6 protein-coding genes and 1 pseudogene are annotated in these 5,900 nt (G+C 70.5%); 4 read left to right on the forward strand and 3 right to left on the reverse strand.

Going from position 1 to position 5,900, the window contains the following annotated elements; translation table 11 throughout:
- Positions 1–1,132 (reverse strand): peptidoglycan-binding domain-containing protein (locus AC5LUJ_RS19270; RefSeq protein WP_493465421.1); only part of this gene is annotated, 1,132 nt, incomplete at its 3' end.
- 405 nt (positions 1,133–1,537) lie between these two features.
- On the opposite strand from AC5LUJ_RS19270, the gene AC5LUJ_RS19275 reads away from it, so the two are divergent.
- On the forward strand, positions 1,538–2,890 hold the full coding sequence (locus AC5LUJ_RS19275) for a helicase-associated domain-containing protein (RefSeq protein WP_493465422.1): 1,353 nt from the start codon (positions 1,538–1,540) through the stop codon (positions 2,888–2,890).
- A 257-nt stretch (positions 2,891–3,147) separates the two neighbouring features.
- Here the strand turns inward: AC5LUJ_RS19275 and AC5LUJ_RS19280 are convergent, their stop codons facing one another.
- Positions 3,148–3,411 carry a type II toxin-antitoxin system RelE family toxin gene (locus tag AC5LUJ_RS19280; RefSeq protein WP_445548497.1) on the reverse strand — a complete coding sequence of 88 codons (264 nt, stop codon included), beginning with the start codon at positions 3,409–3,411 and terminating at the stop codon, positions 3,148–3,150.
- Between the two features lie 23 nt (positions 3,412–3,434).
- Here AC5LUJ_RS19280 and AC5LUJ_RS19285 point away from each other — a divergent pair, with 23 nt between their 5' ends.
- Positions 3,435–3,560 carry a hypothetical protein gene (locus AC5LUJ_RS19285; protein ID WP_493465427.1) on the forward strand — a complete coding sequence of 42 codons (126 nt, stop codon included), beginning with the start codon at positions 3,435–3,437 and terminating at the stop codon, positions 3,558–3,560.
- Positions 3,561–3,569: 9 nt separating this feature from the next.
- Here AC5LUJ_RS19285 and AC5LUJ_RS19290 read toward each other — a convergent pair.
- A pseudogene (locus AC5LUJ_RS19290) lies at positions 3,570–3,809 on the reverse strand (type II toxin-antitoxin system prevent-host-death family antitoxin); the annotation flags it as partial.
- A gap of 577 nt (positions 3,810–4,386) precedes the next feature.
- Here AC5LUJ_RS19290 and AC5LUJ_RS19295 point away from each other — a divergent pair.
- Positions 4,387–4,581 (forward strand): helix-turn-helix domain-containing protein, encoded by a 195-nt coding sequence (locus AC5LUJ_RS19295; RefSeq protein ID WP_250292190.1) that lies wholly within the window; start codon positions 4,387–4,389, stop codon positions 4,579–4,581.
- Between the two features lie 295 nt (positions 4,582–4,876).
- A partial coding sequence (locus AC5LUJ_RS19300) for a septum formation family protein (RefSeq protein ID WP_493465423.1) occupies positions 4,877–5,900 on the forward strand: 1,024 nt, incomplete at its 3' end.

Consider the following 5,900-nt stretch of genomic DNA (forward strand, 5'->3'; position numbering starts at 1 on the left):
ACACGGTCGCCGCCCCCTCGGCGGTTGTGCTGACGGCGGCGACCGTGTCGAGGAAGCCGTCGACCAGGCGGTCCACGTCCGCCGCGTCCGCGGGGAACGCGGCCGCCAGCAGGGCGCGGACCGGCGCGACGCCCGGGACCGCCGGCCGCGCGCTGGCCGCCTCCCGCAGCCGGCGTGCCACGTCAGCGGTGTGGGCGGTGGCCAGCCCGTCGAGCAGGCGCGCGGCGGCCGAGTCCACCGCCCGCGCCGGCCCCGCCGGATCCTCCGGGTCGACCGGGCCGAGCGCGTCCCGGCCGATGATGCCGGCGTCCACCGCACGGCCGATCGCCTCGGCCGCCAGGCCGCGGCCCTGCTCCGGGTGCAGGCCCTCCGGCATGCCCGCGCGCAGCGCCGCGTAGAGCAGCTTCGGGTCGACGGCCGGGTCATCACCGGCGGTGCGCCCCGCCAGGCGCGCGGCGGTGGCCGCCTGGGACAGCAGCGCGCCTGGTACGCCGGTGAGGGTGGCCAGCACACCCAGCCGGTCGGCGGGCAGGTCCGCGAGCCGGTCGGCCTGCCCGGCCAGCGCCGCCATCACCTGGTCGTGCTCGTCCCCGTCCGGAGCGACCGCGAAGTCGACGTTCTCGTGGGCGGACGGGTCGACGATCACCGGTGAGGCCGCAACGGCGGTACCGTCGGGCCGGGTCAGACGCACCTCGACGGCCAGCCTGCGGCGCTGCCCGCCCGGCGTGTCCGCCGCATCCTCGGGGAAGACGATCCGGTAGGCGCCGTCCGGGCCCGACACGGCCGTGCCGAGCCGGTGGCCGTCCGCGTCACCGGACGTCACGTCCCATACTGTGGCCTCGAGCCCGCCGGCCGGCACCCCGGTCGTGGTCCGCACGACACCGGTGACCAGCCGCACCTCGCCGGAGATCTCGTACAGCCGGGCGAGTGTCGGGCCGTCCAGGACCCCGCTGCCCTCGAGCTGGTTACGGCCCTGGAAGGCGACGAGCGCCCGGAGCGTCCGCGGGCCGAGGAACGCCTGCCGCAGCTCGGGCTCCGCCTCCGCGGCGGCGAGGTACCCGTGTGCCACGAGGGCGGTCTGTAACCACGCCACCTCGGGCCCGCTGCTACCCAACGATCCCGAAGAGGGCATGACACACCTCACAGCGCGGTCGGCTCCGACCGCTCATTCTCGGCACCCATGACGAGGCGGCGAACCGGATCCCCGGCACCGGAGAAGTCGTGTTCCGGACATGCCATCCAGGACGCGGCCGGCTCGCCGGAACACGGCCGGAGCGCTTCTCGCCGGGCGGGCATCGCGCCCAGCGGGCCGTACCGCCGATCCGTACCGCCGGTTCGCGTCGTCGATCCGCGTCGTCGATCCGGGTCGCCGATCCACGCTGACGGATGTCCCGCGCGTGGCCGCGGCCTCATCCAGTGGCGACCCGATGGCGGCCCGCGCCGGTGGATGGTTCCGTGCGACGCCGCGGGACCGTGCCGGTCGAGTCCGCCTGCCGACACGGTTCTACAGTTAGCGGGTATGACGGTGCTACAGGACGTGAACGCGCCGACGGACGGTTCGCCGGGAACGGGCGGGCCGACCGTTCGCCCGAGGGCGTGGGAGGCGGCTGCCGACGTGCTCGCCGTCCTGCGGCTGTGCGCGGTCGGCAAGCTGCGGTGCAGCGAGAAGACGCAGCGGCCGGCGGCCGCGACCGTCGCCGCCGTCACCGGCGTCCTCACCGGCGGGGACTTCTACCATGAGGAGCCGATCGCCGCGTTCGCGTGGCCGCTGCTGGTGCAGGCGGGTGGCCTGGCCGAGGTCGTCGGCGGACGGCTGCAGCTGACCGCGCGGGGCCGGACGGCGCTGGCCAAGCCCGCCGCGGAGACGATCCGTCACCTCTGGCGGCGCTGGGCCGGCCATGCCGTGATCGACGAGATGAGCCGGATTGAAGCGATCAAGGGCCAGCGTTCGGCCCGGGCGCTGACCGCGGCGGGCCCACGGCGCAAGGCTGTCGCCGTGGCGCTCGCGGCCTGCCCGCCCGGGGAGTGGGTCAAGGTGGACGAGCTGTTCACCCGGATGCGGCGCGAGGGCCCCCCGTTCACGGTGGCGCGCGACGTCTGGAAGCTGTACCTCGAGGATCCGCAGTACGGCAGCCTGGGATACGACGGCTTCCACGACTGGCCGCTGCTGGAAGGCCGGTACACCCTGTGCCTGCTGTTCGAATACGCGGGGACGCTCGGCCTGTTCGACCTCGAATACGGCGATCCGGTCGACGCCCGTGACGACTTCCACGCGAACTGGGGCGCCGACGGCCTGGATTATCTCAGCCGTTATGACGGCCTGTACGCCGTCCGGCTGAACGCGCTCGGCGCATACGTCCTCGGGCTGGCCGAGCGGTACGAGCCGGAGCCGGAAAGCGGCGGCGGAGCGGGCCTGGAGCTCAAGGTCCTGCCGAATCTGGATATTGTGGCCACCGGTGCGGTGAGGCCCGCCGACGAGCTCCTGCTGGACGCCTACGCGCAGCGTTCGTCCGACCGTGTCTGGTCGCTGAGCCTCACGTCGCTGCTGGCCGCGGTCGACGCCGGCCGCCCGCTGGAGGAGCTGCGGCGCTTTCTCGACGACCACGCCAACCACGCCAACCATGCCGGCCACGCCGTACCGGCCACCGTGACCAGGCTTTTCGAGGACACCACGGCCCGCGTCGGCCAGTTGCGCGACTTCGGCCTCGCGCGGGTGGTCGAATGCGCCGACCCCGCGGTGGCCGCCCTCATCACCACCGACCGCAAACTCCGCCGGTTCTGCCAGCCGGTGGGGGACCGCCATATCGCCGTCCCCGTCCAGCACGAAGCCGACTTCCGCGCCGCCCTCCGAAAACTGGGCTACGTCCTCCCCGCCACCCCCACAACGTAGCCACCAGAATCACAGCGTAGTCACCAGAACGCGCATCCCCGCTGAGAACCCGCGCGGCCTGGCCGCGTCCGACAACCGAGGAAGGACGCCGGTGGCAGTCTCCAGCCGGGGCGGATGGCCCCGGCTACCGTGACCACGGCAGCGATCATTTCCATCGTGGGAGTCCGGCGGACCTCGATTGCGCCGCATACCAACGGTCAGCCGGTCAGCGGCGAGAAGGGGAGAATCCCCGTACGGTCAGGGGCGGCCGCCCTGTTCTATCGGTATGCGTCGCTGCGGTGGGAGATGTCGAGCACCTGGACCGTGTGTGTCGTTTCATTGATTTCATAGCGAACTCGCCAGGACGCGCCGCGTCGTGCGGAGTACTGTCCGGCGTACTCGCCGCGTAAGGAGTGCCCAACGCGATACGGGCTCTCGCGCAGAGCGCCGAACGCAAACTCCAGAACCGCGGTGGATATTTTTTCGGGTAGCCGCTCGAGCTGACGCACCGCTCGCGGACGAAACTCCAGGCGGTAGGTCATGCGACGCCGTCGCGACGAAGCAGATGCGCGTACCTGTGCCGGATCTCGTCTTCGTCGAGCCCTGGTCCTTCTTCGCCTTCGCCGGGGAGTTCTCCTCGGGTGGCGCGCTCGGCGGTGTCCCGACGCCACCACGCGGTCTCTTCCTCTGACGCGAGGTCTTCCAGGCGCTGCCAGTCCTCGAGGGAGACGACTACCACGCTGTTACGGCCCGGCCGGCTCAGCGCGATCGGCCCGGTCCGCTCGGCCTCGTCCGCCAACTGGTCCAGATGGTTCCCTGCTGTCTCAAGCGGCTCACTACGCATGGTTCCAGTGTGCCCTCGCCTGCTCCGCCCGCGCCCGAGGAGCGGTGAGCGCACCGTGCCGGCCGTGCGGCGGCCGGCACGAAGCTCAGTGATCATTATTGGCTGCCTGTCCTATACTCGAAGGACCCCGCCGGTCGGCATGCCGCCGGCCCGAAGCGGCCCTGATGGGCCGCCTCTCTTTTTGACCAGTGGAACTCGGCGGCGAACCTCTGAGGGGTCGTCAGTAGCTCTGCGTATCGTCGATGGATGGCCGATGGCCGACGCGTTGCCCGTGATGAAGCACGACAGACAAAGATCACAGTAGGATTATGTAACTATCCGTAATTATATGACTGCGACATGTGGATACCCTACCACTGTGGATCGCGCGTATCGCGCGTGGGTCAGATAATGTAAACGAAGAGTTACACACCGGCTGGCGGCGCCCGGGGGACGTCAGAGCTGGCGGGCAATATTATATGATCATGAAGAAGGTGTGGTTGGACGCGTAGAGCTATCTTTCATGATCTGACAGGGAGCGCGACCAGCGAGCGAGGTTCGCACTCACGACAAGAAGGGCTTCCTGGCAGAGTTCTTCCCCCGACGGTTCTTCCCTGGCGACGCCGACCGTCAGGAGGCCGAGTCCGGTGCCCGGCGGCTCATCGCCGAGAACCGCGCCCATCGGCTCGCCGAGATGCGTCGCAGCCTCGGCCTGACCCAGGCGGACGTCGCCGACCGCATGCACGTCCGCCAGGAACGCGTCTTCGCGATCGAACGGGCCACCGTCGACGCCAGCGAGCCGCGCACGCTCGCCGCCTACGTCAGAGCCCTCGGCGGACGCCTGGAGATCACCGCCGACTTCGGGGGTGAACGACTCGTCATCGCCTGATCAGGCATCGGAGTCCCTTGCATGACCATCGGATTGCCGTGCGGCGGTGAGGATGCCGTACCGTCCGTGAGCGGGGGCTGATGGCCGCCGACCGGTGCTGGGATGGCGGTGCTGCTGGGATAAAGTCCGGCGCCGTATACGTGCGCCGTGTAGTTGATGGGCCGGCTGCCGCGCGGGTGGTATCTCCCCGCCGCGATCCGACCATGATCTGGGGCGGCGCCCAGCGGTGGCCGTGGTTCGGTGCGTGGTGCGTGGTGCGTGGTGCGTGGTGCGGGAGGCGGGAGGCGGGTCAACGGTGTCCGAAGAAGCCAACGGACAGTCCAAGGGAGAGGGCTCCGAGGATTCCGGGAAGGCCGGGGATTCCAGGGAAACCGGGGATTCCGGGGAAACCGGGGAGAAGGCGGCTCCCGGGGGCGGGAAGGCCGGGGACGGCGACCCGTTCGCGGGCCTGGTTCTTGACGACGACTTCGTCGCCGGGGCGACGGCCTACGAAGCGCCGGCGCGGACCCGGGCCGCCGTAGCCCGTTTCGGGGCCGCGGCTGATCCGGGGCGGCCACGTTCATCGGGTGGGCCGCTCGGGTCCCGCCGGCCACGTCGGTTCCGCGGTCGTGGGCTGGTCGCGGCCCTGGCCGTGGCCGGCGTCGGAATCCTGCTCGCGGCCGGTTACGCGGTCGTCCGCATGGGCGACAGTGCCGCGTCGACCGACGCCACCACCGCCGACGGGCCGTCACCCTCCGCGAGTGCGAGCCCTGACCTGCCTGAACTCAACAGGTGGTCGTACGACCGTGGGCGCTGCTACACCTGGAATCAGGATGATCGCATATCGGACGTGGACGAAGTGCCCTGTGCGTCATCACACCTGTTCGAGGCCATCAGGAAGCTGGATATCGCCTCCGACTACCCCACTGACAGCGCTTATCCGACCGAGACGCGGTGGCATGAGATCAACGACCGTTACTGTGGGCCGGTCGCGCGTGATTTCCTCGGCTATCCGTTCGACCCGCACGGTCGTTTCGCGAGCGGAATCATCCGTCCCAGCCGGTTCGGCTGGGAATCAGGTGACCGGGCGTTGGTGTGCGGGCTGATCGCCGCCGGCAACGCCGCCACCCCGAACCGGCTCGTCCCCTTCACCGGTGTGGTCGAGGGCGCCGACCAGGCACGGGTCTATCCCCCCGGAACGTGCCTGGAGCTGACGACGACCGAAACCAAAGGTGAGATTCCCTGCGGTGCTCCCCACCAGGCGGAGGTCACCGGAACAGCCACCCTGCTCAACACCGCGGACGGCCGGCCCCCGTCCGAGGCGGCCTTCAATGAACTGG

The organism is Protofrankia sp. CiP1_Cm_nod3 (assembly GCF_982290655.1).